This is a genomic window from Streptomyces sp. CA-146814 (assembly GCF_050942385.1).
Lineage (GTDB): Bacteria > Actinomycetota > Actinomycetes > Streptomycetales > Streptomycetaceae > Streptomyces.
On sequence record NZ_CP192068.1, the window covers coordinates 5,882,265 to 5,905,540 of the forward strand.

The window sequence follows — 23,276 nt, forward strand, 5'->3', positions numbered from 1 at the left end:
AGAGGCACAGAGGCAGTGGACATTCCGGCACCGGCCCAGGCGCACCCCCAGCACGCGTGGCCCGCCAACGAGCTCGAAGAGGTCCTGACCGCCTCCCTCGGCGTCCCCGACGCGGGCGGCCGCCTGGTCGAGGTGCTCGGCCGCAGCTCGGTCTGGGTGCCGCTGCCGAACGGCGGCTCGCCCGCCAGCGCCGACCTGGACCTGCCGATGATGGACATCGACGGCGCCGCGTACGTCCCCGTCTTCAGCTCCGAGGGCCAGTTCCTCAGCTGCGTCGGCAGCCACATGTCCTTCGCCGTCGCGCCCGCCCGCGACTTCGCCCGCGGCCTGCCGCCGCAGGTCGGCATCGCGGTGAACCCGGGCGGCGCGGTCGGCATCCCGCTGCCGCCGCCCGCCGTCGCCGAGCTCTGCCGGGCCGGGCGCACCGCGCTGGACGGGCCCGCCGGCGGCGGCCGGGTCAAGCTGTACGCACCGGACTGGCAGCACGACCCGGTCGACTTCCTCACCGCCGTCTCCGCCGAGTTCGAGGCCACCGGCGTGGTCTCCACCGCCCGCCGCGCGCTCGCCAGCATCGAGGGCGGCGACCCGGTCCTCTTCGTCGGCGTCGAGTTCGCCACCTGGGACGGCGCGGGCCAGAGCGCCCCGATGGAGGCCCTGGGACGGGCGCTCGGCCGCGTCGAGGTGCCCTGGCCGGTGAACCTGGTCCTGCTGGACGTGGCCCAGGACCTGGTCGGCGACTGGATGCGCGAGAAAGTACGCCCGTTCTACCGGCGCGAAGGCCACTGAACGTACGGCGCGAAAGCCACCGGACGTTCGGAGCGAAGGCCACCGGACGTACGGCGCGAAAGCCACCGGACGTACAGGGCGAAGCCACCGGACGTCCGGCGCGAGAGCCACCGACCGCGCGGTGATCGCGGGCGCCGGCCGACCGTGGCGTCAAGTCGGTGTCAGAAGTGGCGCATAAGCTGGTTTGATGGCGAGGCCGCTCCCGTGTGCCCGGGAGCGTCGACGGAACGATGAGGGGCGGGACCCAGGGTGAGTGCGTCAGGCACTGCGGCGGCCGGTCAGGTCGAGCACATGCTGCGCCAGGTCAGCCCCGGGCGTTACGACGCCTACGAGGCGCTGCTCGCGGCCCTCGCCGACGGCCGCATCTGGATGCTGCTCTGGCACGGCACGGCCGGCTCACCGGACGCGCAGTACGGCTCCATGGAGGTCGAAGGGCTCGGTTACGCCCCGTGCGTCACCTCGGCGCAGGAGCTCTCCGCCAGCGGCTGGAGCCGGTCCCACGAGCTGGTCTCCGGCCGGGAGATCGCCCGCGCCCTCTTCCCCGACCGCTGGGGCATCTGGCTCAACCCGCACGCGCCCGGCGGCGGCGTCGGCATCCCCTGGCTCGACCTGCGCCGGATCTCCACCGGCCTGGACCGGCTCCCCGCCGGACCGCTCCGGCTGACCGAGCCCGCCCTGGAGCTCCCGCAGTTCTACGCCCAGCTCACCCAGAACGCCCACCGAACCCCGGCCGTCCGCTCGCTGCGCCGCGCCTGGGTGCACCCGGCCGTCGGTGTCCCGTACCTCGCGATCGGCCTCGACCTGTACGACACCGGGCGGGAGTCCGTCGACGCGGTGCGGACGATGATGCGGCAGTCGGTCGGCGCGGTCCCCGACGGGCTGCCCGTCTCCACCGTCGCCATGTCCGACGAGTACGACCCGGTCGCGATGTGGCTGCGCGCCAACACCCGCCCGTTCTACGACCGTGAGCCGCACGCCCCGGCAGGCCCGCCGCCCGCCGCCGCCCCCGGCTACGGATACCCGCCGCAGCAGCACCGCTGACCTGCGGGTCCGTCCGCCCTCCCCGACCCGTCGCAGGGGACCGTCCGCTCCGAACACCCGCGGATTTCCGGCTCGTTAACCGGGCGCGGAGGGATGTCCCGGAACTGGACGGTTTGGCAACTGTCCGGGTCTCGACTAGGTATCACCGCTATCCGGACTGTTCTCTTGCGATGTACCCCGTCTGTAGTGTGCGGCCATCAAACCTCACCACATGGCGAACCAGGGGTGGACCCATGCGCATATTCAAGTCCCGGGCTGTCCGGGCGATCACGACAGCGGTCGCTGTCGGTCTGATCGCCACGGGCTGTTCCAGCGAGCGGGACGCCGACGGAGCCAAGGGGGGCGACAAGGACACCTTCGTCTTCGCCGGATCCGGTGACCCCGGCTCCCTCGACCCGGCCCTCGCGAGCGACGGCGAGACGTTCCGCGTCACCCGCCAGGCGTTCGAGGCGCTGCTGGAGCACGAGCCCGGCGGCAGCAAGCTGGTCGGCGGCCTCGCCGAGAAGTGGGAAGGCGATGCGGCCGGCAAGGTCTGGACGTTCAACCTGCGCCAGGGCGTGAAGTTCCACGACGGCGAGGCGTTCAACGCCGCCGCGGTCTGCGCGAACTACGACTACTGGTTCAACTGGAAGGGCACGTACCAGTCCAGCGCGGTCTCCTACTACTGGCAGACCATCATGGGCGGGTTCGCGAAGAACGAGGACCCCGAGACGCCCAAGGCGAACTACAAGTCCTGCACCGCCAAGGACGAGAACACGGCCGTCATCGAGGTGAACGAGCCCTCGGCGAACCTGCCGGGCGGATTCTCCCTCCAGGCGCTCGCGATCCACTCGCCGAAGGCGCTCAAGGAGTACGCGAAGCAGAACGCGACCGCCAAGGGCGACGCGATCACGTACCCCAAGTACAGCCAGGAGGCCGGCACGGTCGCCGGCACCGGCCCGTACAAGATCGTGAAGTGGAACAAGGGGAACAAGGAAGTCTCCCTGGAGCGCTTCGACGACTACTGGGGCGACAGGGCCAAGGTGAAGAACCTGGTCTTCCGCACCATCTCCACCGAGGAGACCCGCCGCCAGGCGCTCCAGGCGGGTGACATCGACGGCTACGACCTGGTCGCCCCCGCCGATGTGACGACGCTGGAGAAGCAGGGTTACGAGGTCCCGACCCGTGACGTCTTCAACATCTTCTACGTGGGCATGAGCCAGTCGGCCAACCCCGCGCTGAAGAAGCCCGAGGTCCGTCAGGCGATCACGCACGCCATCGACCGCGAGAACCTCGTCAACACCCAGCTGCCCGAGGGCGGCAAGGCGGCGACCCAGTTCATGCCCGACACGGTCGCCGGCTTCTCCGACAAGGTGAAGACGTACCCGTACGACACCGCCAAGGCGAAGAGCCTCCTCAAGCAGGCCGGTGCGGAGAAGCTCTCCATCGACTTCTGCTACCCGACCGAGGTCACCCGCCCGTACATGCCTGCCCCGCAGGACATGTTCGAGCTGATGAAGGCCGACCTGGAGAAGGCCGGCATCACCGTCAAGCCGAAGGCCATGAAGTGGGCCCCGGACTACCTGGACGCCACCGAGGCCGGCTCCTGCGCCCTGCACCTGCTCGGCTGGACCGGTGACTTCAACGACGGCTACAACTTCATCGGCACCTGGTTCTCCGGGCCCGACAAGCAGTGGGGCTTCCGGGACAAGACGGTCTTCGACGCCGTGAACGCGGCCTCCAAGGTCACCGACACCGCCGGCCGCACCGAGGCCTACAAGAAGGCCAACGAGGCGATCATGGAGTACGTCCCGGGCGTGCCGATCTCGTCGTCCCCGCCGGCGATCGCGTTCGCCAAGAACGTCAACCCGCCGAAGGTCTCCCCGCTGACGCAGGAGAACTTCGCCGAGGTCTCCTTCAAGTAATCGCACACCAGCGGGTCCGCCCGGCCACAGCAACCCAGTGGCCGGGCGGACCCGCATCGACGCACGTGAGAAAGGGGCATGCGGGGTGCTGCGACTCGTCGTCAGAAGACTTCTCCAGCTCATTCCCACCCTGCTCGGCCTGTCGGTCCTGCTGTTCCTCTGGCTGAACCGACTGCCCGGCGGACCCGCCTCAGCGATCCTGGGCGAGCGGGCCACCGAAGCCGAAGTGGCGAGAATCAACCGTGCACTCGGGCTCGACGAGCCGGTGCACGTCCAGTACTGGCGCTTCCTCAAGCGCATCTTCGAGCTCGACCTCGGAACCTCCACCCAGACCGGCCAGCCGGTGTGGGACGAATTCGCCCTGCGCTTCCCGGCCACCGTGGAGCTCAGCGTCGCCGCCATCCTGATCGCCGTGGTCGTGGGCATCCCGATGGGCTACCTCGCGGCCAAGCACCGCGGCGGCTGGCTGGACGTCGCGTCCGTCTCCGGATCGCTGCTCGGCATCTGCATCCCGGTCTTCTTCCTGGCCATGCTGCTGCGCGGGATCTTCTCCGTCCAGCTGGGCTGGTTCCCGAGCCAGGGAAGGCTCACCACCGGCCTCAACGCCACCGACATCACCGGGTTCTCGGTCCTGGACGGGTTGCTGACCGGCGAGTTCGACGCGAGCTGGGACGCGATCATGCACTTGATCCTGCCCGCCCTCGCGCTGGCCTCGATCCCGCTCGCCGTCATCGTCCGCATGACCCGCGCCAGCGTCCTGGAGGTGCTCGGCGAGGACTACATCCGCACCGCCGAGTCCAAGGGCCTGGACAAGCGCGTCGTCCGCGGCCGCCATGTGCTGCGCAACGCGCTGCTGCCGGTGATCACCGCGGTCGGCCTGCTGACCGGCAGCCTGCTCTCCGGTGCGGTGCTCACCGAGTCCGTCTTCGACTTCGGCGGCATCGGCTCGTTCATCCGTACCGCGATCGACGGCCGCGACTACCCGGTCCTCGTCGGGTTCATTCTCTTCATCGCGATGGTGTACGTGCTCATCAACCTCCTGGTCGACCTCGCGTACAGCATCATCGACCCGAGAGTGCGGGTGCACTGACGTGACGATCATGACCAACAAAGCGAACAAGATCGACCGTCTCGCCGAGCTCACCCAGAGCTCCGAGTCCGTCGCCGGCACCAGCCTCTGGCGCGAGGCGTTCCGCCGGATGCGCTCCAGCAAGATGGCGATCATCGGCGCGGCCATCATCGCCGCCTTCGTGCTCGTCGCCATCATCGGCCCGATGCTCGCCCCGCACGGCCCCACCGCGCAGAACTGGCGCAGCGAAGTCTTCCCGAACCAGGGCAAGTTCGTCGGCATGCGCGGCGAGAACTGGTTCGGCCTGGACCACCTCGGCCGCGACATGTTCTCGCGCTGGCTCGTCGGAGCCCGGCAGACCCTCCTCGTCGGTGTGGTCTCCATGCTCATCGGCCTGATCATCGGCGCCGCGGTCGGCATCCTCTCCGGCGCCGCCGCCACCCTCGGCGGCAAGATCGGCCAGCGCGTCGACACCGTGGTGATGCGCTTCACCGACATCATGCTGTCGCTGCCGTCCCTGCTGCTGGCCGTCTCCATCGCCGCAGTCCTCGGACAGTCGCTGACCACCGTGATGATCGCCGTCGGTGTCGTCCAGATCCCCATCTTCGCCCGCCTGCTGCGCGGTTCGATGCTGGTGCAGGGCGGCGCGGACTATGTGCTCGCCGCCAAGGCGGTCGGCATCCGGCGCAAGCGGATCGTGCTGACCCAGATCCTGCCGAACTCGCTGAGCCCGGTGATCGTCCAGGCGACGCTGAGCCTCGCCACCGCGATCATCGAGGCGGCGGCCCTCTCCTACCTGGGGCTCGGCAACCCGGACCCGGCCGTTCCCGAGTGGGGCGTGATGCTCTCGCAGGCGCAGCGCTTCTTCGACAACGAGCCGATGATGGCCGCCTATCCGGCCATCGGGATCATCATCACGGCACTCGGCTTCACCTTGCTCGGCGAGTCCATGCGCGAGGCCCTCGACCCGAAGTTGCGAGGCTGACGTCCCATGCCACTGCTCTCAGTTGAAGAACTCAGCGTCACCTTCACCGCGCGCGGCCGCAAGGACGCCACCGCCGTGGACGGCGTCTCCTTCGACGTCGACCAGGGCCAGGTCGTCGGCCTGGTGGGCGAGTCGGGGTGCGGCAAGTCCGTCACCTCGCTCGCCCTGATGGGGCTGCTGCCCCGCAAGGGCGTACGGATCGGCGGACGGGCCGAGTTCGACGGCCGGGACCTGCTGACCATCGGCGAGCGCAAGCTCCGCGACATGCGCGGCAGCCAGCTGGCGATGATCTTCCAGGACCCGCTCTCCTCGCTGAACCCGGTCGTCCCCATCGGCATCCAGGTCACCGAGATCCTCCAGCGCCACCGCGGCCTCAAGGGCGAGAAGGCCCGCAAGGAAGCGGCGTCGCTGCTCGACCGGGTCGGCATCCCCGACCCGGACCGGCGGCTCAAGGAGTACCCGCACCAGCTCTCCGGCGGAATGCGCCAGCGTGCGCTGATCGCCATGGCGGTGGCCTGCGCGCCCCGCCTGCTGATCGCGGACGAGCCGACCACCGCACTGGATGTGACCATCCAGGCGCAGATCCTGGAGCTGCTCAAGGAGCTGGTCGACCAGGAGGGCACCGCCCTGCTGATGATCACGCACGACCTCGGTGTGGTGGCAGGCCTCTGCGACGAGGTCAACGTCCTCTACGCGGGCCGGGCCGTGGAGTCGGCGGGCCGCCGCGAGCTGTTCGCGCACCCGACCCACCCGTACGCGCACGGCCTGCTCGGCTCCATCCCGCGCCTGGACGCACCGCGCGGTGAGCCGCTCCACCCGATCCGCGGCTCCATCAACGACAAGATCGCCTGGGCCGACGGCTGCGCCTTCGCACCCCGTTGCGACCACTACACGATGGAGTGCCTCACCGGCACCCCCGAACTGACCGAACCACGCGCGGCCGGACACCAGGTCCGCTGCGTCAACCCGGTCCTGCCCAAGGCGGAGGTCCCGGCATGAGCCTGCTCGAACTGGACGGCGTCAAAGTCCACTTCCCGGTCAAGAAGGGCCTCTTCTTCGACCGTACGGTGGGCCATGTCTACGCCGTCGACGGCGTCTCGCTCAGCGTGGAGGCCGGCCAGACGTACGGCCTGGTCGGCGAGTCCGGGTGCGGCAAGACGACGCTCGGCCGCGCGGTGCTGCGGCTGAACGACATCACCGACGGCGCGGTCGTCTTCGACGGCACCGACCTCGCGCAGCTGCCGGACGAGAAGATGCGGACCTTCCGCCGCCGCCTCCAGATGGTCTTCCAGGACCCGCTGGGCAGCCTCAACCCGCGGCAGAACATCGAGTCGATCCTTGCCGAGGGCATGGCCGCCCACAACATCGGCAAGGACCAGGCGGAGCGCCGGGAGAAGATCAAGGAGATCCTCGCCAAGGTCGGCCTCCCGGCCAACGCGCTGTCCCGCTACCCGCACGAGTTCTCCGGCGGTCAGCGCCAGCGCATCGGCATCGCCCGTGCGCTGGTCCTGGAGCCGGACGTGATCATCTGCGACGAGCCGGTCTCCGCGCTGGACGTCTCGGTGCAGGCGCAGGTCATCAACCTGCTGGAGGAGCTCCAGGAGTCCCTCGGCCTGACCTACCTCGTCATCGCGCACGACCTCGCCGTGGTCCGGCACATCTCGGACGTCATCGGGGTCATGTACCTGGGCGGGCTGGTCGAGGAGGCGCCGAGCGACGCGCTGTACGCGGGGCCCCGGCACCCGTACACCAAGGCGCTGATGTCGGCCGTCCCGGTGCCGGACCCGGAGGTCGAGGACCGCCGCGAGCGCATCCTGCTCCACGGCGACCTGCCCTCCCCGGCCAACCCGCCGGCCGGCTGCCGCTTCCACACCCGCTGCCCGTGGGTGCAGGAGACCAAGTGCGCGACCGAGCGCCCGCCGCTGCTCGACACCGGCGACGGGCACAAGGTGGCCTGCCACTTCACGGCCGAGATCGAGGCCGGGACGGTGAAGCAGACCCTGGCCACCGGCATCGAGGCGGTCGTCGCCACGGAGGCGGTCGCGGCCGAGGCGGTGGAGGTCTCGGAGGAGGATGCCGAGTCCTCGGAGGATTCGACGAAGGTGGAGGAGCCCGCGACCGTACCGGCTCAGGCCGACGCGGGTGGCACCGATAGGGCGGAGGGCAGCCCGAGGGTCTGAAGGTTGTGCGGGTGGGGTGTTGTGGTGGGCTGATTCGTTGCCGGTGGAGAAGTCCACCGGCTCGCGAACGGTCCGGTTCGGGACGTCGGTGACGATGGTACGAGGACGGGGAGGTGCCGGCACCGGGACCGGGGCGGATGCCGAACGGTTGCGGATCGTGGACGGGGCTCTGGTCCCTGTCCACGATCCGATGCCGACGCGCCCGCCACGGGAAAGCCGTCCGCGCCTGATGGCTGAAGGGTGACGGCCCCCACCACCCCGCCCGAGCCGTGGCCACCAGGCCGCCTCCCCACACCCGACCTCGCGCCGACGGGGCGGCCGCCGGCAGAGGATGACAGGCCGGTTCGGCGACTGTGGCAGAACCTCGCATGTGGAGACTGACATCTGGTGACGTGCACCCCCCTCCCGGCTATTCTCGGCCGCACTGCAGAAACACGAGGGGGCGGTCTCATGGTGCGCATACGGCGAGCGGGCAAGCTGATACTGACAGGCATCGCGGTTGCCGCTGTCACCGTGGTGTCCGCGGGTCTGTACTTCTTCCAGCCGTGGAAGCTGTGGCAGGACGAGACGGTGGTGGAGTCCCTGCCCTCACCAGCAGCCCCGTTGCCGGTGGAACCGGCATCACCCGGCGAGAGCCCGGTGGTGCCCACCAGCCCGCTGACCGTCGCGGCAGGGAAGTTCATCAGCCATGAGCACACCACGACCGGGGTCGTGAAGATCGTTCGTCTGGCGGACGGGACGCACACGCTGCGACTGGAGAACCTCGACACCAGCAACGGACCCGACCTCCATGTGTGGCTGACCGACGCGCCGGTGAAGGAGGGCAGGGGAGGCTGGGGAGTCTTCGATGACGGCAAGTACGTCAGCCTCGGCAAACTCAAAGGCAACAAGGGAAACCAGAACTACGCCCTCCCCGCCGATGCAGAACTGTCCGACTACACCAGCGTGAGTGTGTGGTGCGCCCGCTTCGGTGTCTCTTTCGGCGCCGCGGAACTCACCCAGATCTGATCGGCGGACGAGGGCGGGCCGGGGGCCTTCCCACGGGCAGGGGACGCAGCAGCCGTGTCGGTCACCTCCCCAAGCGCCTCATTTGGTCTCCAGGTCACGACGGTGAAAGCCCGTCAGTCCCAGCAGGATCAGTCCTGCCGCGACGGTGGTGAGGATGAGCATCGGAGTCCAGCTCATCTGGTCGGCCGGAAGGCGGGGGACGTGGCCGAAGGGCGAGAGGTTGTTCGTCCAGTCGGGGAAGCGGAGGATCGCGCCGAGGTACCCGACGAGGAACGCGTACACGGGGACGACCCAGGCCGCCGTCCCGGCGCGGGGGCACCAGCCGAACAGTGCGACTGCCACGCCTGCGGTCACCCATAGTGCGGGCGCGTAGACGACGGCAGCCCCGAGCAGCTCACCCACGAGGGCGGTGTTCCCGGTGGACGCGGCGCCCGCGAGGCCGAAGGCCAGCCCGGCCGCGAGGAGCAGTGCCGTGCCGCCGGCCAGTGCGACGGTGATATGGCTGCCCAGCCAGCGGTGGCGTGAGAGGCCGGTGGCCAGCAGCGGTTCGGCGCGGCCGGCGCTTTCCTCGGCTCGCGGCCGCAGGGAGGCCATCACCACGTACACGGCGGCGACGACCGCGATGACGACCATCACCATCGACGCGAACGACTCGGCGACGGAGCTGCCGCCGATCTCCGCCAGCGCTTCCTGGATCTGTTCGATGTCCTTCACCATGTCGGCGGCGTCGCCGAGGATGGATCCGTACATGGCGCCCATCAGGAACAGTCCGGTGCCGAAGCCCAGCAGGGTCGCGCGGTGCAGCCGCAGCGCGAAGCCGAGGGGCCGGGTGAGTGCTTCGGACGCGGTGCGGCGGCCGAGCCGGGCAGGGCGCAGGCCGGCGCCGAGGTCGCGCCGGGTGCTCAGCGCGAGGCCGGTGGCGGCGGTGACTGCGGCAGTCGCCAGGCAGAGCAGCAGGGGCCACCAGCGGTTGTCGACGAAGACGTAGGTGCGCTGGATCCAGCCGATCGGGCTGAGCCAGGACAGGGCGTCGTTGCCGACATCGCCGGAGGCGCGCAGCACGAAGGCGAGACCGATCAGTGCGAGTGCCATGCCGGAGGCGCCGCGGGTGTGGGCGGTCACCTGTGCGGTGACGGCGGCGACGCCGGCGAAGACCAGGCCGATCGCGGCGTGTGTGAGTCCGTACAGCAGTGCTTCGCCGACGCCGATGCCGTCGATGCGCGTCGAGACGAGGGCCAGGGCCACGAGGACGGCGAGGGCGATGTTGGCGACGGCGGCGACCGCCAGCGCGGAGGCCAGTTGGGCGTGGTGTCCGACGACGGTGGAGCGCACCAGCTCGGCCCGGCCGGTCTCCTCCTCGTTCCGTGTGTGCCGGGTGACGATCAATACGCTCATCAGGCCGACCAGTACGGCCATGAAGCCGAGCAGCTGATGGCCGAGCATCGCGCCGACGTCATAGTCGGAGAGATAGTGGCGCGGACCGGTCATGGCGAGCGCGGCGGGACTGTCCATGGTGGCGGCGACCCCGGCCCGCTTCTCGGCGGTGGCGTACAGGGCCGTGTATTCGCTCGCTGTGGCGAGCGTGCCCAGGGCGAGCGCGAGCAGCCACGCCGTGAGGCGAACACGGTCTCGGCGCAGGGCGAACCGGATGAGGGTTGCGGTGCCCGCGAAAGCGCCTGGACCGGGCCCGGTTGCGCTGCGGGCCCCGGGGGCTGCCGCGGTGGTGGTCATCGGGCCGCCCCGTCGCCGCCGCGGACCGGGGTGATCGCATCGGGGACCGTGTCCCCTGAACCGGCGGTCCTTTCGGTGTGCCCCCGACTGCCGTTGGCGGCGAGCTCCTCACCGTAGTGACGCAGCATCAGCTCCTCCAGTGTCGGGGGATGGCTGATCAGGCTGCGGATACCGAACTCGCCGAGCTTGCGGATGGCGGCGTCGAGGTGTGCTCCGTCGACGGCGAAGCTCACCCTATGTCCCTTCACCCGGACCCCGTGGACGCCGGGCAGGGTGTCGAGTCCGGCGGCCGGGTGCTCGGTCTCGGCCTCAACTGTCGTGCGTGTCAGGTGGCGCATCTCGCTCAGCGTGCCCGACTGCACGTTGCGGCCCTGCCGGATGATGCTCACACGGTCGCAGAGCTTCTCGACCTGGGCCAGGATGTGGCTGGAGAGCAGCACGGTCCTGCCCGCTGCCTTTGCCTGAAGGATGACGTCCTGGAAGACAACCTCCATGAGCGGGTCGAGGCCCGCCGTGGGCTCGTCCAGGAGCAGCAGTTCGGCGTCGGAGGCGAGCGCGGCGACGATGGCGACCTTCTGCCGGTTGCCCTTGGAGTAGGCGCGACCCTTCTTGGTCGGGTCCAGGTCGAACCGCTCGACGAGCTCGTCGCGCCGCTGCCGGTCGAGGCCGCCGCGCAGTCCGGAGAGCAGGTCGATGGCTTCCCCACCGGTGAGACCCGGCCACAGCTCGACGTCGCCGGGTACGTAGGCGAGCCGCCGGTGCAGTTCGACGGCGTCCTTCCACGGGTCCTTGCCCAGGAGCTGCGCGGAGCCGGAGTCACCGCGCAGCAGCCCGAGCAGGACACGGATGGCGGTCGACTTGCCTGCGCCGTTGGGGCCGAGGAAGCCGTGGACCTCGCCGACGTCGACGCAGAGGTCCAGGCCGTCGAGGGCGTGCGTCCGGCCGAACGACTTGTGGAGTCCAGCGACAGTGATGGCCTTTTTCATGATGCCGAACATACGCTTACTTCAGAAGTGTGTGAAGTTAAGAAAGTGTATGAATCACTCGGTAGACTGCCGCGGGGCTTCGGGATATTTCGGGGCGCCGAATCACAAGAACTGGAGTCGGGCATGAATGAGCGGCGGCGGGGAGACGGCCGTGCGGACTGCGGCCGAGGGGAGGCCGTCGCCGGTGCCGAGGCCGCCGCCTCACGGTTCATCGAGCGCTTCGCCGCCCAGCTCGTCGAATCCGGCATGGCCCGCATGCCGGCCAGGGTCTTCGCGGCGTTGCTCTCCTCCGAGCGGGGGGATCTGACCTCCGCCGAACTGGGCGACCGGCTCAAGATCAGCCCGGCAGCCGTATCGGGAGCCGTTCGCTATCTCGCTCAGGTCAATATGGTCAGCCGTGAGAGGGAGCCGGGTTCGCGGCGGGAGCGCTACCGCGTACGGGGTGATCAGTGGTACAGCGCTCTGACCGAACGCGACGCCGTGCTGAGAGGCTGACAGGCCACGTTGCGGGAGGGCGTGAGTCACTTCGGTCTCGACGCCCCTCACGGGCGCAGGATCAACGACACGCTGGAGTTCTTCCAGTTCCTGGAGAAGGAGTTGGGGTCCCTCATGGAGCGCTGGGCCGAACACAGGGCCCAGCATCTCGGCCGCTGACCACAATCAAGGTAGTGCGGGCCTTCCCGGATGCGCTCCCGACTCGCACCGTGGTGGTGACGTGCCCCACTTCGCCGAGTACCCCAGTGAGCCAGGCGCACGTCCGGTCAGCCTGCCGTCGGCTATTCGTCCCAGCCCAGCGGGTGAAGCCCGGGGCCCGCGTGCAGCAACGGGGCCGGCTGCTCACCACCCGCCTCGTTGAAGTCGGCCAGCGCCTCGATCAGAGCCGTCCGCTGGTACGGGGCGAGGCGTTGAACGATCGAAGCGATCTCCCGGCGTCGGCGCGCGGTGACGTTCTCCACCGTGCGGCGCCCTTCCGCGGTGAGCCGAAGCAGAGTCTCGCGGCGGTTGTCAGGGTTGGTCTGCCGGTCCGCGAGCCCCGCGGCGATCAGCCGGTCGATCATGCGCATGGCCGTCGACGGCCGCACACCCAGGAGCTCCGCCAGCGTGACGAGCTTGGTGGCCCCGCGGGAGGAGAGCACCACCAGCATCCGGAACTGGGGGAGGGTCACCCGCTCCTCCACCTCCGCCAGCGAATGTGCCGACACGGCCACCAGCAGACGGGAAGCCGTCAGCACCGCCTGAGTGACCGCGTCCACATCGTCCATGCGCTCCGCCGGAGCTACTTTCCTGGCCATGCCACCTTTCTACCCTGCTCCCGGCGCCGTGCGCCCCGCGCTCCTGTCCAGCTACCGCCGGCGGTGCAGCAGCAGCAGCGCTGCGTCGTCGTGCAGGGGCCCGTCGGCGTGGCGCACGACGTCCTCGCGCAAGGCTTCGACACCATCCTCGGCCTCTGCGGTGCGCAGCAGTCCGGCTCGTTCCCGCAGGGGGTAGAAGGCGCCGTCGGCGTTACGTGCTTCGGTGACTCCGTCGGTGTAGAGCAGGAGGCGGTCGCCCGGAGCGAAGGTGGACCGGTATACCTGCGGAGGGTCCCCTTCGTCCATGCCCAGACCCAGCGGCAGTGCGTAGGTGGGCGGGTGAGGGAGGTCGACGGAGCCTTCCGCGTGGACGATCATGGGCGGAGGGTGACCGCAGTTCAGAAAGAGAGCAGTCTGCTCGTCGGTGTGTATCTCGGCAAGGACGGCGGTCACGAACTTCTCTCCGTCCGCCTCGCGGGCCACCGTGCGCTCCAACCGGGCGGCGAGCGCGGTCAGGTGGGGCTCGTCGTGCGCGGCTTCACGGAACACGCCGAGGACGGAGGCGGCTGTCTCCACTGCGGCGAGACCCTTGCCCTGAACGTCCCCGACGATCACACGGACTCCGTACGGCGACGCCACCACCTCGTACAGGTCACCGCCGATGCGGGACTCCGCAACCGCGGACGTGTACGAGACCGCGACCCGCAATCCTCCGACGTGGCCAGGCACAGGACGCTGCAGCACGCTCTGAGCCACCTCGGCGATCGAGCGCACGCCCGCCAACTCCGCCTCGCGCCGCGTACGCGACCTCGCTGCCAAAGCGCCGGCCAGTGTCACTCCGGCGACCGAGGCCATCGCCGTGTAGCCACGCCGGGTGTCGAAGAGGCCGTCGTACATTCCCAGACCGGCGCACAACAACAGCGCCAAGCCGCCGATGAGAGCGGTTCGCCGCCACGTACCGATCAACCCGGCGAAGGCAGGGCCCAGCGACACCAGTGGGAGGAAGCCGCCCTCCGGGCCGGCGGTGAGGTCCATCCCCGCCACGACCACCATCATCACGAAGGGCAACCAGGACAGCATCACCCCACCGTCTCTTCGCTTTCCGGTGATCACGGCACTCCCAGCAGATCGACGACATCCGGCAGGGCACTCCACTCGGCCACCGAGCTTTAGACTATGCAAAGATTGCCCGCACCAAAGATAGCTGCGGTTTTCGCTACGCAATCGTTCTCCCTGTCGGCCCGAGGAGGCGGCTCGATGACGACCAGGCCACACAGCGGCCGCCGCGGCTCTCCGCCACGCGGCCGGAGGCGACGTCTCGCGCGGCTGTCTGTCGCTCTCTACCGTGTGGGCCTCGGGCCGCTTCTCGGCCGTCACCTGCTGCTCCTGCACCACACCGACCGGGTCAGCGGCGACCTTCACCACACAGTGCTGGAGGTCGCCGCGTACGACGCGAAGCGAGGTCACTGGATCCTGGTTTCCTCTCCGGGCGCAGCTTGGTACCGAGATCTTCAGGCCGCACCCGTGACGACCATCCAGGTCCGCAACCACCACTACGCCGTCACCGCCAGGTTCCCGAGCCCCGACCACGGTGCGGAGATCACACGGCAATACGCCGCCGGCCTTTCCCGTCCCGCACGGCGTCTGTGCACCGCCCTGGGAATCGTTGAGAACGGAGGCACTCGGGCGCACATGCAGTCAGAGGATCAGCCTGCGCTCATTCGCCTGGATGCCGCCCCCGGCCAGTACCGTCCCTGACGTGCCGATCTCCCAGTACGTAGCGTTCGTGGGCGACGGTCGGTGTCCGGCTCCAGGGCCGGCCTTGTGACAGCACCGGGTTGCCCGCGCCGTCACGTGGAACTGCCGACTCTTCCGGGAGTGGGCTGTGCCGGTCCGGTGCACGAGGGCACCACCGCACTCGCCTTCGCCCAGTCCGTCGGCGACGATCCGGCGATGGCAGGCGGAGTGGGCCCCGGCCGGGACTGCTACCTCGGCCGGCTCGTCGTCGCGGAGACCGGCGGTGACCCGGCATCCGCCGACTTCGGCGACTGCCACCCGGCCCACGCACAGCACTACCTCGACATGTTCGGCTGAGCCCCAGGAGGGCGCCGAGTCCGAGGTGGTCAGTACCGGCACAATTGCCCGGTGCTCACCGAACTGTTCACGCCCTCCGTCCAGCATGCGCTCGATCTCGTCGGGATCTTCGTCTTCGCGATCTCGGGCGCGCTGCTCGCCGTACGCAAGAACTTCGATGTCTTCGGCATCGCGGTCCTCGCCGAGGTGACGGCGCTGGGCGGAGGGCTGTTCCGTGATGTGATGATCGGCGCGATCCCGCCCGCCGCCTTCACCGACCTCGGCTACTTCATCACCCCGCTCTTCGCCGCCGGCCTGGTCTTCTTCCTCCACCCCCACGTGGAGCGCATCCAGGTCGGCGTCAACGTCTTCGACGCGGCGGGGCTCGGCCTGTTCTGCGTGACCGGCACGGTCAAGGCGTACGAGTACGGCCTCGGGCTCACGGCATCGGCGGCGCTGGGGCTCGCCACGGCGGTCGGCGGCGGTGTGCTGCGGGACGTGCTGGCCAACGAGGTGCCCTCGCTGCTGCGCTGGGACCGCGACCTGTACGCGGTGCCCGCGATCGTCGGCGCCACCATGGTCGTCCTCTGCATCCGCTTCGACACCCTCAACGCTCTGACCAGCGGCTTGGCGGTGATCGCGGCCTTCACTCTGCGCCTGCTGGCGCTGCGCTTCCACTGGCGTGCGCCGCGTGCGTACAACCGGTCATCGGCGCGGGCGGAGGAGGTCTAGATCCGGGATTGGGCGGCCCGAAAAGCTACCGCTCAGTAATGTCATCCGTGTACCGTGCATGCCATGGCACAGGCAGCGACAGAGGCGGCGGCGCAGACCGCTCCGGCAACCATCGGCGACAGTGAGTTCGACCGCGACACCGCGGTCACCCTGCGCGAGGAGGGCGTCTACGACGCGGAACTCTCCGCGGGCTGGACCATCATCCACGCCGTCAACGGCGGCTACCTGCTAGCGCTGCTCGGTCGCGCGCTGGGCGAGGCGCTGCCGCACTCCGACCCGTTCTCGGTCTCCGCGCACTACCTCACCGCCTCCGTCCCCGGCCCCGCGGTGATCCGGACCCAGGCCGTCCGCACCGGCCGCACCCTCTCCACCGGACAGGCCTCGCTCTTCCAGTACGCCGAGGACGGCAGCGAGATCGAGCGCATCCGGGTCCTCGCCACCTACGGCGACCTGGACGCCCTCCCCGACGACGTACGCACCACCGCCCTGCCGCCCGCCATGCCCGACCGGGACCACTGCCTCGGCCCGAGCGACGGAGCGCCCAAGATCCCCGGCAGCTCGGCCATCACGGACCGGCTCGACATCAAGCTCGACCCGGCGACCGTCGGCTGGGCGGTCGGCGCGCCGTCCGGCAAGGGCGAGATGCGCGGCTGGTTCGGCCTCGCCGACGGCCGCGACCCGGACCCGCTCTCGCTGCTGCTCACCGTGGACGCCCTGCCGCCGACCTCGTTCGAGCTGGGCCTGACCGGCTGGACCCCGACGGTCGAGCTCACCACCCACATCCGCTGCCGCCCGGCCCCGGGCCCGCTGCGCGTCTCCATCACCACCCGCAACCTCGCCGGCGGCTTCCTGGAGGAGGACGCGGAGGTCTGGGACAGCGCCGACCGCCTCGTCGCCCAGTCCCGCCAGCTGGCGAAGGCGCCGCGCGTGGAGTAGTCCGTACGCGGGCAGGGCGTGCCGTCCGTACGCGTACGGGAGCGGCTCGCGTACGCGTACGGGGGCGCCCCGGCCGTTCAGTCCCGGGCGGGCGCCTCGTCGTGTTCCCGGTCCCGGGCGGGCGCTTCGTCCAGCCAGTGCGCGCGGCCGATCGAGACCAGCCGCAGCCGCCGCCGGGCCTGCCGGACCACGGCCCGCTCGTGCTCGGGGCCCGCGTCCAGGAGCGCCGACGCGGTCATCACCATGTGGTCCACGTAGAACCCGCCCAGCATCAGCAGATCCTCCTTGCTCCACCCGGCCGACCCCGGCTCCACCTTGAGCGCGCACGCCACCTCCTCCGCGAACCGGAACAGCTGCGCCGCGATGGCCTCGCGCACCGGGCCCACCCCGCCGTGCTGCTCGCGCGCGATGAACCGGAAGTGCGCGGGCTGCGCGCCGACGTGCCGCGCTATCACCTCCACGCTGCGGTCCAGCCGCTCCTCGCTGTCGCCAGTCTCCATGAGCACCGCGGCGATCAGCCCGTGCAGGCTGCCCAGCGTCTCCTCCACCAGGGCCACACCGAGCGCGGCGGTGTCCGCGAAGTGCCGGTAGAAAGCGGTGGGCGTGACCCCGGCGGCCCGGGTGACCTCGCGCAACCCCAGGCTGCTCAGGCTCTGGTGCTCCAGCAGCAGGAGCGCGGCGTCGAGCAGGGCCTGGCGGGTCTTCAGCTTCTGGGTCTGGCGGACTCCGGCGGTGTGACTCATGCCATTCAGTAAACAACCGTTCTCCGAGTCAAGGAAGGGGGCGGAGGTTTAGGCTGGCAAGTCAGTGAACACTCGTACTCCGAACGGCTCTCGTCTTCGTCGTCGTACAGAGAGGTCCCGCCGTGCTCGTCCTCGTTGCCGCGCTGCTGCTCCTGGGCATCGCCCTCGGAGCGGTCGCCCATCTCCCGCTTCCGGTCTCCCTGGCCGCCGCGACGGTGATCGGCTGCTGGCTGCTGATCTTCGCCGTACGGGAACGCCGTACCCGCTGACCCGCTGACCCGCTGACCCGCACCAGCGTCTGTCGCGCCCGCCGTACCCGGACCGATCCGAAGGAGCTCGCACGATGACCCTCACCCTCACCGACCGCGCCCGCCGTACGGACGACGCCACCGACCAGACCGCACCGGAGACGGCTCCCACCCGAGCCCCCACCCAAGCCCCGGCCCAGGCTTCCGCCCCGCGCCGGGCCGCCGGCCGCGAGGCGGACGGTCTCGCCGTCGGCTCCTTCGTCCTCGGCCTCGTCGGCCTGCTGGCGTTCAACCTGCTGCTCGGCCCCACCGCGATCGTGATGGCGCTGCTCTCCCTGGCCCGCCGCACCCGCCGCCCGCGCCGCGCCTACCTCGGCCTCGCGCTCGGTGTCGCGGACCTCGTCGTCCTGGCCGTCCTGGTCACCGTCAACGGCACGGTGTCCTGGAGCCTGGGCGGCTGACGAGGACGGTCCCGGACGTGCGGCGCCGTGCGTCCCGCTCCGGGCTCGTAGAATCGGCCCCACCATGGCCTACCTCGACCACGCAGCGACCACGCCGATGCTTCCCGAAGCGATCGAGGCGATGACCGCCCAGCTCTCCGTCACCGGCAACGCGTCCTCCCTGCACGCGGCCGGACGCAGGGCCCGCCGCACCGTCGAGGAGTCCAGAGAAACCCTCGCCGACGCCCTCGGCGCACGCCCCAGCGAGGTGGTGTTCACCTCCGGCGGCACGGAGGCCGACAACCTCGCCGTCAAGGGCCTCTACTGGTCCCGCCGCGACGCCGACCCGCGCCGCACCCGGGTCCTCTCCGGCCCCGTCGAGCACCACGCCGTCCTGGACGCCGTCGACTGGCTCGCCGAGCACGAGGGCGCCACCGTCGACCACCTCCCGGTCGACCGCTACGGCCGGGTCCACCCCGAGGACCTGCGCGAGGCGATCCTCCGTAACCCCGACGACATCGCGATGATCACCGTGATGTGGGCCAACAACGAGATCGGCACGATCATGCCGGTACGGGAACTGGCTTCGGTCGCAGCCGAGTTCGGGATCCCGATGCATGCCGACGCGGTGCAGGCCTTCGGCCAGCTGGAGGTCGGTTTCGCCGCCTCCGGGCTGGCCGCGATGACGGTCAGCGGCCACAAGATCGGCGGCCCGTTCGGCATCGGCGCGCTGCTGCTGGGCCGCGACCACACCCCCGTACCCGTTCTGCACGGCGGCGGCCAGGAGCGGCATGTGCGCTCCGGAACCCTGGACGTGCCCGCCGTCGCCTCCTTCGCCGTGGCCGGCCGGCTGGCCGCCGAGGGACGCGAGCACTTCGCCCGGCGCGTGGGCGGGCTGCGGGACGACCTGGTGGCCGCCGTACGCCACGCCGTCCCGGACGCCGTCCTCGGCGGCGACCCCGACCCGGCCGGACGCCTCCCGGCCAACGCGCACTTCAGCTTCCCCGGCTGCGAAGGCGACTCCCTGCTACTCCTGCTGGACGCGCAGGGCATCGAGTGCTCCACCGGCTCCGCCTGCACCGCCGGGATCGCCCAGCCCAGCCACGTACTCCTGGCCACCGGCACCGACCCGGACCTGGCCCGGGGCACCCTGCGCTTCTCGCTCGGCCACACCTCCACCGAGGACGACGTGAAGGCGCTGGCCCAGGCGATCGGCCCGGCGGTGGAGCGGGCGCGGACGGCCGGACTCAGCTGAGACCGGCTGTTACTCGGCGCGGGTGGCGGAAGGCGACGGCGAGGCGGACGGGGTCGGGGAAGGCGGTGCCGTCGCCGCCCGCCGCACCAGCTTCAGATACCGGTCCCAGTCCCAGTGCGGCCCCGGGTCGGTGTGGTCGGTGCCCGGCACCTCCACATGGCCGATGATGTGCTCCCGGTCGATGGGTATGTCGTACCGGGCGCAGATCGACGCCGTCAGCCGCGCCGACGACTCGTACATCTCCTTGGTGAGGTCCTTCGGCCGGTCCACGAACCCCTCGTGCTCGATGCCGATCGCCCGCTCGTTGAACGACCGGTTGCCTGCCTGGTACGCCACGTCCAGCTCGCGGATCATCTGCACCACCCGTCCGTCCTGGCCCACGATGTAGTGCGTCGCGGCCCGGTGGGCCGGGTCCTGGAAGACCCGCACCGCGCTGTCGAAGCTGCCCTGCGTGACATGGATGATCACGCGGTCGATCCGGAAGTCGTCCGGGCGGTCCGCCCGCCGCCAGTTCGCCTCGGAGGCCGCGACCCAGGTCGCGCCCGCGTAATCCAGCTCACCGGCCTTGCGGGGCTTCTCCACGCCGGGCACCTGCCACCAGGCCCGCTTCACCTCGTCGCGCGCGAGCACGGCGACGGTGCCGGCCGCCACCACCGCACCGCCGCCGATCAGCAGCGCACGCCGGCTGACGCCGTCGGCGGACTTCTTCCGCGACCGTCCGCCCGAGGGCTTGGCCGACGCCCTGGTGCTCCCGTTGTTGCCCATGTGATCACCAACGCATATCCGCGGGCGTTCGGTTCCCGGCGACCCGTACCCTGGAGGGGCTATGACTCAGACTTCCCAGCGCCCCCTGCGTGTCCTCGCCGCGATGTCGGGCGGCGTGGACTCCGCCGTCGCCGCGGCCCGCGCCGCCGAGGCGGGCCACGACGTGACCGGTGTCCACCTCGCCCTCTCCGCGAACCCCCAGTCCTTCCGGACCGGGGCGCGCGGCTGTTGCACCATCGAGGACTCCCGGGACGCCCGCCGCGCGGCCGACGTCATCGGTATCCCGTTCTACGTCTGGGACCTCGCGGAACGTTTCCGCGAGGACGTCGTGGAGGACTTCGTCGCGGAGTACGAGGCCGGGCGCACGCCCAACCCGTGCCTGCGCTGCAACGAGAAGATCAAGTTCGCCGCGCTGCTCGACAAGGCCCTCGCCCTCGGCTTCGACGCCGTCTGCACCGGCCACTACGCCACGGTCGTGCTCGCCGAGGACGGCAGCCGCGAGCTCCACCGCGCCTCCGACATGGCCAAGGACCAGAGCTATGTGCTGGGCGTCCTGGACGAGAAGCAGCTCGCCCACGCCATGTTCCCGCTCGGCGACACCCTCACCACCAAGGACGAGATCCGCGCCGAGGCCGAGCGCCGGGGCCTGGCCGTCGCCAAGAAGCCCGACAGCCACGACATCTGCTTCATCGCCGACGGCGACACCCAGGGCTTCCTGGCCGACCGCCTCGGCGGCCCGGCCGAGGGCGACATCCTGGACGAGTCCGGTACGAAGCTGGGCACCCACGACGGCGCGTTCGGCTTCACCATCGGCCAGCGCAAGGGCCTGAAGATCGGCCACCCCGCTCCCGACGGCAAGCCGCGCTACGTGCTGGACATCTCCCCGGTGAACAACACGGTCACCGTCGGCCCCGTCGAGGCCCTGGACGTCACCTCCCTGACCGCGATCAAGCCGCGCTGGTGCGGAACGCCTCCCTCCGGCCCGGGGACGTACACCGCCCAGCTGCGCGCCCACGGCGGCGAGACCGAGGTGACGGCCGAGCTGGTGGACGGCACCGAGCTGCACGTCACCTTCACCGAGCCGGTACGGGGCGTGGCCCCGGGCCAGGCGGTCGTGCTGTACGACGGCAGCCGGGTCGTCGGCTCGGCCACCATCGCGACGACGGTCCGCCGCGAGCGGGTGTCGACGGGGGCCTGATCACGGCTCACGACGCCTGGCGTACGTACACGTCCCGGGCGAAGAAGTCCGCCAGCACCGGGGCCAGCACCTGCGGCGCCACCTCGCGCATCTGGCCCGTCAGTGTGCGGTGCCGGGCGCGCGGCAGGGCCTCGGCCAGGGTGCGGGTGGCGGCGCGCGCGCCGGCCGAGCTGAAGCCGCCGCAGACCACCAGCGTGCGGGCGGTGACGGCGGCGAACCGCTCCGCCGGGACCGCCCCGTCGCCCAGCACCGCGTCGTCGTACGCCAGCGTGTGCGCCAGCGCTTCCAGGCCCGGCCACAGCGGCGCGCGCCGCATCCGGGCCACCGTCGCCGCGTCCACGCCCGTCGCGGTCAGGAACAGCTCCACCGCTCCGCCCCGGTCCCCGGCCGCCAGCAGCCGGTGCAGCCGGTCCGCGCAGGCGGCCTTGGCGCGGAGGCCGGAGGCGCCGGGGGTGTAGGGCGGCTCGTAGACGGCGAGCAGCTCGACCGGAAGCCCGGCGGCCACCGCCTCCAGGGCCAGCGCGCCGCCGGAGGCCATCCCGAACACGCGCGCGTCGGGCCCGGCCGCCGCCACTACGGCGGCCAGGTCCTCGATCTCCCGGCGCACGCCCTCCGCACCGCTGCCGCTGGCGCCGCGCCCCCGGCGGTCGTACGTGACCACCGTGAAGCGCGGCGCCAGCAGCGCGGCCAGCGGCGCGTCGGTCGCCGCGGTGCTCAGCGCCCCGCCGACCAGCACCAGCGGTGGCCCCTCGCCCCGGCGGCGGCAGGCGATCGGCGTGGCGTCGGCGGAGAGAATCCTGTCCATGCGAGAGGAGACCGGAGCGGGCCGGGAAACTCATCGCTCCGGCGGAAAGAACCTCCCGGAGGCAGTCCGCGCGTCAGTCGGCCACCGGCTCCGTCCCGTAGAAGCAGAAGTGGTCCTTGACGGCGGCCACTTCGGGCTTCGGGTCCGGGTAGGCCCAGACGAGGTCGGCGGCGCCGGGAAGCGACCAGTAGGAGGCGTCGCCCTTGAACGGGCAGTGGGTGGTGGTGTCGGACGGTGTGAGCAGCTCGGTACGGACGTCCTCCGGCGGCAGGTAGTAGCGGTCCGGACAGCCCGTCTCGCGCAGGACGAGGGGGCGGCGGCTCTCTGCCAGCACCTGGCCCTCGTGGACCGCCCTGACGTGGACGGTGACCGGCTCGACGGTGATGTGGTGTCCTCGGTTGGAAGTCATGCCTCTCTCAGCGGCGTACGGGCCCGGAATCTTCCCCGCCCGCCCCCTGTCGGCCGGAATCCGCACCTGACTCACCGGAACGGGGGAGTGTCGGAGGCGGGTCGTACGGTGGCTCCATGAACATCTGCGTCTTCCTCTCCGCCGCCGACCTCGACGACCGCTACACCGTGCCCGCCCGCGAGTTCGCCGAGCTGCTCGGCAGAGGCGGCCACACGCTGGTCTGGGGCGGTTCGGAAAGTGGCCTGATGAAGGTCGTCGCGGACGGTGTGCAGGCGGCGGGCGGGCGGCTCGTGGGGGTCTCGGTCGACTTCCTCGCCGCGAAGGCCCGGGAGAACGCCGACGAGATGGTGATCGCCCGCGACCTCGCCGAGCGCAAGGCCCTGCTCCTGGAGAAGTCCGACGCCATCGTGATCATGGTCGGCGGGACCGGGACGCTGGACGAGGCCACCGAGATCCTGGAGCTGAAGAAGCACGGCAAGCACACCAAGCCGGTCGTCCTGCTCAACACGGCGGGCTTCTACGACGGGCTGCGCGAGCAGTTCCAGCGGATGGAGGACGAGGGGTTCCTGCCGCTGCCCCTGACCGAGCTGGTCTTCTTCGCCAAGGACGGCGTGGGCGCGCTGGCGTATCTGGAGGAGTCCGCCGGGCTGCAGTGATCACGCAGGTCCGGAGGAGTCCGCCGCGCTCCGG

General features: G+C 70.7%; 25 protein-coding genes and 1 pseudogene. 18 read left to right on the plus strand and 8 right to left on the minus strand.

Annotated features, from left to right (window positions below):
- Window positions 1–15 precede the first annotated feature (15 nt).
- The 8 genes from ACQP09_RS26405 (at window position 16) to ACQP09_RS26440 (ending at window position 8,973) form a co-directional block, all read left to right on the plus strand.
- Window positions 16–786 (plus strand): enhanced serine sensitivity protein SseB, encoded by a 771-nt coding sequence (locus tag ACQP09_RS26405; RefSeq protein WP_433403890.1) that lies wholly within the window; start codon window positions 16–18, stop codon window positions 784–786.
- A gap of 249 nt (window positions 787–1,035) precedes the next feature.
- Window positions 1,036–1,827: an enhanced serine sensitivity protein SseB C-terminal domain-containing protein gene (locus ACQP09_RS26410; RefSeq protein ID WP_433403893.1), complete on the plus strand. Its 792-nt coding sequence runs from the start codon at window positions 1,036–1,038 to the stop codon at window positions 1,825–1,827.
- Window positions 1,828–2,060: 233 nt separating this feature from the next.
- Window positions 2,061–3,731 (plus strand): ABC transporter substrate-binding protein, encoded by a 1,671-nt coding sequence (locus tag ACQP09_RS26415; RefSeq protein ID WP_433403895.1) that lies wholly within the window; start codon window positions 2,061–2,063, stop codon window positions 3,729–3,731.
- 85 nt (window positions 3,732–3,816) lie between these two features.
- On the plus strand, window positions 3,817–4,821 hold the full coding sequence (locus ACQP09_RS26420; RefSeq protein WP_433403898.1) for an ABC transporter permease: 1,005 nt from the start codon (window positions 3,817–3,819) through the stop codon (window positions 4,819–4,821).
- A 1-nt stretch (window position 4,822) separates the two neighbouring features.
- Entirely contained in the window at window positions 4,823–5,785 is a 963-nt protein-coding gene (locus ACQP09_RS26425) for an ABC transporter permease (protein WP_433403901.1), read from the plus strand.
- A gap of 6 nt (window positions 5,786–5,791) precedes the next feature.
- On the plus strand, window positions 5,792–6,784 hold the full coding sequence (locus tag ACQP09_RS26430) for an ABC transporter ATP-binding protein (protein ID WP_433403904.1): 993 nt from the start codon (window positions 5,792–5,794) through the stop codon (window positions 6,782–6,784).
- Complete coding sequence (locus ACQP09_RS26435; protein WP_433403907.1) at window positions 6,781–7,965, plus strand: ABC transporter ATP-binding protein; 1,185 nt, start codon at window positions 6,781–6,783, stop codon at window positions 7,963–7,965. The genes ACQP09_RS26430 and ACQP09_RS26435 overlap by 4 nt, the downstream gene beginning before the upstream one ends.
- Window positions 7,966–8,415: 450 nt before the next feature.
- The gene (locus tag ACQP09_RS26440) at window positions 8,416–8,973 is read left to right on the plus strand and encodes a DM13 domain-containing protein (RefSeq protein WP_433403910.1); all 558 of its coding nucleotides are present in this window, start codon (window positions 8,416–8,418) and stop codon (window positions 8,971–8,973) included.
- 78 nt (window positions 8,974–9,051) lie between these two features.
- Here the strand turns inward: ACQP09_RS26440 and ACQP09_RS26445 are convergent, their stop codons facing one another.
- Window positions 9,052–10,704: an ABC transporter permease gene (locus ACQP09_RS26445; RefSeq protein WP_433403913.1), complete on the minus strand. Its 1,653-nt coding sequence runs from the start codon at window positions 10,702–10,704 to the stop codon at window positions 9,052–9,054.
- Window positions 10,701–11,690 carry an ABC transporter ATP-binding protein gene (locus ACQP09_RS26450; protein WP_433403915.1) on the minus strand — a complete coding sequence of 330 codons (990 nt, stop codon included), beginning with the start codon at window positions 11,688–11,690 and terminating at the stop codon, window positions 10,701–10,703. Before ACQP09_RS26450 ends, ACQP09_RS26445 begins: the two co-directional genes overlap by 4 nt.
- Before the next feature lie 123 nt (window positions 11,691–11,813).
- Between ACQP09_RS26450 and ACQP09_RS26455 the strand changes: the two are divergent.
- Window positions 11,814–12,344: pseudogene (locus ACQP09_RS26455) on the plus strand (GbsR/MarR family transcriptional regulator).
- A gap of 122 nt (window positions 12,345–12,466) precedes the next feature.
- On the opposite strand, the gene ACQP09_RS26460 reads toward ACQP09_RS26455, so the two are convergent.
- Window positions 12,467–12,982, minus strand: coding sequence for a MarR family winged helix-turn-helix transcriptional regulator (locus tag ACQP09_RS26460; RefSeq protein ID WP_433403918.1), 516 nt, complete (start codon window positions 12,980–12,982; stop codon window positions 12,467–12,469).
- 51 nt (window positions 12,983–13,033) lie between these two features.
- A complete protein-coding gene (locus tag ACQP09_RS26465; protein WP_433403920.1) occupies window positions 13,034–14,062 on the minus strand; it encodes a PP2C family protein-serine/threonine phosphatase in 1,029 nt (342 codons plus the stop codon).
- Between the two features lie 177 nt (window positions 14,063–14,239).
- Here ACQP09_RS26465 and ACQP09_RS26470 point away from each other — a divergent pair, with 177 nt between their 5' ends.
- The 4 genes from ACQP09_RS26470 (at window position 14,240) to ACQP09_RS26485 (ending at window position 16,723) form a co-directional block, all read left to right on the plus strand.
- Complete coding sequence (locus tag ACQP09_RS26470; RefSeq protein WP_433403923.1) at window positions 14,240–14,740, plus strand: nitroreductase/quinone reductase family protein; 501 nt, start codon at window positions 14,240–14,242, stop codon at window positions 14,738–14,740.
- Window positions 14,741–14,860: 120 nt separating this feature from the next.
- Window positions 14,861–15,076: a hypothetical protein gene (locus tag ACQP09_RS26475; protein WP_433403926.1), complete on the plus strand. Its 216-nt coding sequence runs from the start codon at window positions 14,861–14,863 to the stop codon at window positions 15,074–15,076.
- Window positions 15,077–15,127: 51 nt separating this feature from the next.
- Window positions 15,128–15,787, plus strand: a complete 660-nt coding sequence (locus ACQP09_RS26480; protein WP_404059221.1) for a trimeric intracellular cation channel family protein — start codon at window positions 15,128–15,130, stop codon at window positions 15,785–15,787.
- A gap of 63 nt (window positions 15,788–15,850) precedes the next feature.
- On the plus strand, window positions 15,851–16,723 hold the full coding sequence (locus ACQP09_RS26485; protein WP_433403928.1) for a thioesterase family protein: 873 nt from the start codon (window positions 15,851–15,853) through the stop codon (window positions 16,721–16,723).
- A gap of 77 nt (window positions 16,724–16,800) precedes the next feature.
- On the opposite strand, the gene ACQP09_RS26490 is transcribed toward ACQP09_RS26485, so the two are convergent.
- Window positions 16,801–17,466: a TetR family transcriptional regulator gene (locus ACQP09_RS26490; RefSeq protein WP_433403930.1), complete on the minus strand. Its 666-nt coding sequence runs from the start codon at window positions 17,464–17,466 to the stop codon at window positions 16,801–16,803.
- Window positions 17,467–17,588: 122 nt separating this feature from the next.
- On the opposite strand from ACQP09_RS26490, the gene ACQP09_RS26495 reads away from it, so the two are divergent.
- From ACQP09_RS26495 to ACQP09_RS26505, 3 genes are all read left to right on the plus strand, one after another.
- Window positions 17,589–17,735: a hypothetical protein gene (locus tag ACQP09_RS26495; protein ID WP_404059212.1), complete on the plus strand. Its 147-nt coding sequence runs from the start codon at window positions 17,589–17,591 to the stop codon at window positions 17,733–17,735.
- A gap of 74 nt (window positions 17,736–17,809) precedes the next feature.
- Entirely contained in the window at window positions 17,810–18,175 is a 366-nt protein-coding gene (locus ACQP09_RS26500) for a hypothetical protein (RefSeq protein ID WP_433403932.1), read from the plus strand.
- 64 nt (window positions 18,176–18,239) lie between these two features.
- The gene (locus ACQP09_RS26505) at window positions 18,240–19,409 is read left to right on the plus strand and encodes a cysteine desulfurase family protein (RefSeq protein WP_433403935.1); all 1,170 of its coding nucleotides are present in this window, start codon (window positions 18,240–18,242) and stop codon (window positions 19,407–19,409) included.
- Between the two features lie 9 nt (window positions 19,410–19,418).
- On the opposite strand, the gene ACQP09_RS26510 is transcribed toward ACQP09_RS26505, so the two are convergent.
- A complete protein-coding gene (locus tag ACQP09_RS26510) occupies window positions 19,419–20,174 on the minus strand; it encodes an N-acetylmuramoyl-L-alanine amidase (protein ID WP_433403937.1) in 756 nt (251 codons plus the stop codon).
- 61 nt (window positions 20,175–20,235) lie between these two features.
- On the opposite strand from ACQP09_RS26510, the gene mnmA reads away from it, so the two are divergent.
- Window positions 20,236–21,372, plus strand: a complete 1,137-nt coding sequence (gene mnmA, locus ACQP09_RS26515) for a tRNA 2-thiouridine(34) synthase MnmA (protein ID WP_433403940.1) — start codon at window positions 20,236–20,238, stop codon at window positions 21,370–21,372.
- A 7-nt stretch (window positions 21,373–21,379) separates the two neighbouring features.
- Here the strand turns inward: mnmA and ACQP09_RS26520 are convergent, their stop codons facing one another.
- The gene (locus tag ACQP09_RS26520; protein ID WP_433403943.1) at window positions 21,380–22,177 is read right to left on the minus strand and encodes an alpha/beta fold hydrolase; all 798 of its coding nucleotides are present in this window, start codon (window positions 22,175–22,177) and stop codon (window positions 21,380–21,382) included.
- A gap of 73 nt (window positions 22,178–22,250) precedes the next feature.
- On the minus strand, window positions 22,251–22,586 hold the full coding sequence (locus ACQP09_RS26525; RefSeq protein ID WP_433403945.1) for a DUF427 domain-containing protein: 336 nt from the start codon (window positions 22,584–22,586) through the stop codon (window positions 22,251–22,253).
- 116 nt (window positions 22,587–22,702) lie between these two features.
- Between ACQP09_RS26525 and ACQP09_RS26530 the strand changes: the two genes are divergently transcribed.
- Window positions 22,703–23,242, plus strand: a complete 540-nt coding sequence (locus ACQP09_RS26530) for a TIGR00730 family Rossman fold protein (protein WP_432150406.1) — start codon at window positions 22,703–22,705, stop codon at window positions 23,240–23,242.
- The last annotated feature ends 34 nt before the right edge of the window (window positions 23,243–23,276 follow it).

Bases quoted from the DNA above. Each gene is read 5' to 3' on its own strand.
- ACQP09_RS26415 (WP_433403895.1), top strand. From the start codon at position 2,061: ATGCGCATATTCAAGTCCCGGGCTGTCCGGGCGATCACGACAGCGGTC.
- ACQP09_RS26430 (WP_433403904.1), top strand. From the start codon at position 5,792: ATGCCACTGCTCTCAGTTGAAGAACTCAGCGTCACCTTCACCGCGCGC.
- ACQP09_RS26435 (WP_433403907.1), top strand. From the start codon at position 6,781: ATGAGCCTGCTCGAACTGGACGGCGTCAAAGTCCACTTCCCGGTCAAG.
- ACQP09_RS26440 (WP_433403910.1), top strand. From the start codon at position 8,416: ATGGTGCGCATACGGCGAGCGGGCAAGCTGATACTGACAGGCATCGCG.
- ACQP09_RS26445 (WP_433403913.1), bottom strand. From the start codon at position 10,704: ATGACCACCACCGCGGCAGCCCCCGGGGCCCGCAGCGCAACCGGGCCC.
- ACQP09_RS26450 (WP_433403915.1), bottom strand. From the start codon at position 11,690: ATGAAAAAGGCCATCACTGTCGCTGGACTCCACAAGTCGTTCGGCCGG.
- ACQP09_RS26460 (WP_433403918.1), bottom strand. From the start codon at position 12,982: ATGGCCAGGAAAGTAGCTCCGGCGGAGCGCATGGACGATGTGGACGCG.
- ACQP09_RS26465 (WP_433403920.1), bottom strand. From the start codon at position 14,062: ATGCTGTCCTGGTTGCCCTTCGTGATGATGGTGGTCGTGGCGGGGATG.
- ACQP09_RS26470 (WP_433403923.1), top strand. From the start codon at position 14,240: ATGACGACCAGGCCACACAGCGGCCGCCGCGGCTCTCCGCCACGCGGC.
- ACQP09_RS26485 (WP_433403928.1), top strand. From the start codon at position 15,851: ATGGCACAGGCAGCGACAGAGGCGGCGGCGCAGACCGCTCCGGCAACC.
- ACQP09_RS26490 (WP_433403930.1), bottom strand. From the start codon at position 17,466: ATGAGTCACACCGCCGGAGTCCGCCAGACCCAGAAGCTGAAGACCCGC.
- ACQP09_RS26500 (WP_433403932.1), top strand. From the start codon at position 17,810: ATGACCCTCACCCTCACCGACCGCGCCCGCCGTACGGACGACGCCACC.
- ACQP09_RS26505 (WP_433403935.1), top strand. From the start codon at position 18,240: ATGGCCTACCTCGACCACGCAGCGACCACGCCGATGCTTCCCGAAGCG.
- ACQP09_RS26510 (WP_433403937.1), bottom strand. From the start codon at position 20,174: ATGGGCAACAACGGGAGCACCAGGGCGTCGGCCAAGCCCTCGGGCGGA.
- mnmA (WP_433403940.1), top strand. From the start codon at position 20,236: ATGACTCAGACTTCCCAGCGCCCCCTGCGTGTCCTCGCCGCGATGTCG.
- ACQP09_RS26520 (WP_433403943.1), bottom strand. From the start codon at position 22,177: ATGGACAGGATTCTCTCCGCCGACGCCACGCCGATCGCCTGCCGCCGC.
- ACQP09_RS26525 (WP_433403945.1), bottom strand. From the start codon at position 22,586: ATGACTTCCAACCGAGGACACCACATCACCGTCGAGCCGGTCACCGTC.
- ACQP09_RS26530 (WP_432150406.1), top strand. From the start codon at position 22,703: ATGAACATCTGCGTCTTCCTCTCCGCCGCCGACCTCGACGACCGCTAC.